Source organism: Variovorax sp. P1_H12_2 (assembly GCF_056405335.1).
In genome coordinates, this window is record NZ_JBFUCI010000753.1 from 1 (window position 1) to 1245 (window position 1245).

Consider the following 1245-nt stretch of genomic DNA (forward strand, 5'->3'; position numbering starts at 1 on the left):
TTCGATGCGCCGCTGCCGGTCAACGCCGCCTATGCGGAGGTCGAGCCCTTCGTGCTGCCGGCCAGCTGGCCGCCGAGCGCCGCCGACGAGGCCGCGATGGCCGCCTACATCGACAAGCACGGCATGCGGGCCTACCGCACCGCGGTGACGGCCGGCCAGTACACATCGCCCGACGGGGTGTTCTACGGCGGCCTGGCGCCCTCCTGGAGCAACCGCACCATTCGCGCGATCCTGCGCCAGTACGCAGCGACCGCCACCGACATCGCCTGGATCGACATCCACACCGGCCTCGGCCCCTACGGCCACGGCGAGAAGATCTACCCGGGCCGCAACGCGGTGGCGGATCTGGCGCGCGCGCGGGCCTGGTGGGGCGCCGACGTGTTCGCGCCCTTTGAAGGCAATTCCGCCTCGGCCGACGTGTCGGGGCCGGTGGTATCCACGGTCTATGACGAATGCCCACAGGCCGCCGCATCCCTGATGGGGCTGGAGTTCGGCACCCTGCCCGACCAGGAAGTGTTGCGTCGGCTGCGCGCCGACACCTGGCTGCGCCGGCATCCCGAAGCGCCGGCCGCGCAGCAGCGCGCGATCCGACAGGACTTGCGCGACGCGTTCTACTGCGACAACGACGAATGGAAGGGCATGATCCTCGGCCARACCCGCGTCGTTCTGCTGCAGACGCTGCAGGGGCTCAAGGCCTGAGCGCCGCAGGCCGGCTACAGGAACTTCGGCGCCCGCCGTTCGCGCAGCGACGCCACGCCTTCGCGCACATCGGGCCCGGCAAACCCCATGAACTCGAGCGCCAGCGAGGCGTCGAAGGTCGGCCCGGCCTGGCGCAGCCAGTTGTTGAGCGCGWACTTGGTGAAGCGGATCGCGCTCTGGCTGCCGGCTGCCAGCCGGTCGGCCAGCGCGTAGGCACGCGGCAGCAGCTCGGTCTCGTCCACCGCCAGCGAGACCAGGCCGATGCGCTCGGCCTCCTCGCCGCTGACCGGTTCGCACAGCAGAAGGTGATACTTGGCCTTCGCCATGCCGCACAGCAGCGGCCAGACGATCGCCGCATGGTCGCCGGCCGCGACGCCCAGGCGCGTGTGGCCGTCGACGATCTTGGCGCTCTTGCTGGCGATCGAGATGTCGGCCAGCAGCCCTGCCACCAGCCCGGCGCCGACCGCCGGCCCATGCATCGCACTGACGATCGGCTTGTCGCAGTTGATGATGTTGTAGACCAGGTCGCGCGCCTCTTTCCAGACC

The 1245-nt window shown here is 70.4% G+C and carries 2 protein-coding genes; one reads left to right on the plus strand and one right to left on the minus strand.

What is annotated here, in order from left to right; translation table 11 throughout:
• A partial coding sequence (locus tag AC1D2K_RS34865; protein WP_478095015.1) for a DUF2817 domain-containing protein occupies window positions 1-699 on the plus strand: 699 nt, incomplete at its 5' end.
• A gap of 14 nt (window positions 700-713) precedes the next feature.
• On the opposite strand, the gene AC1D2K_RS34870 is transcribed toward AC1D2K_RS34865, so the two are convergent.
• On the minus strand, window positions 714-1245 hold a 532-nt coding region (locus AC1D2K_RS34870), incomplete at its 5' end, for an enoyl-CoA hydratase/isomerase family protein (protein ID WP_478095017.1).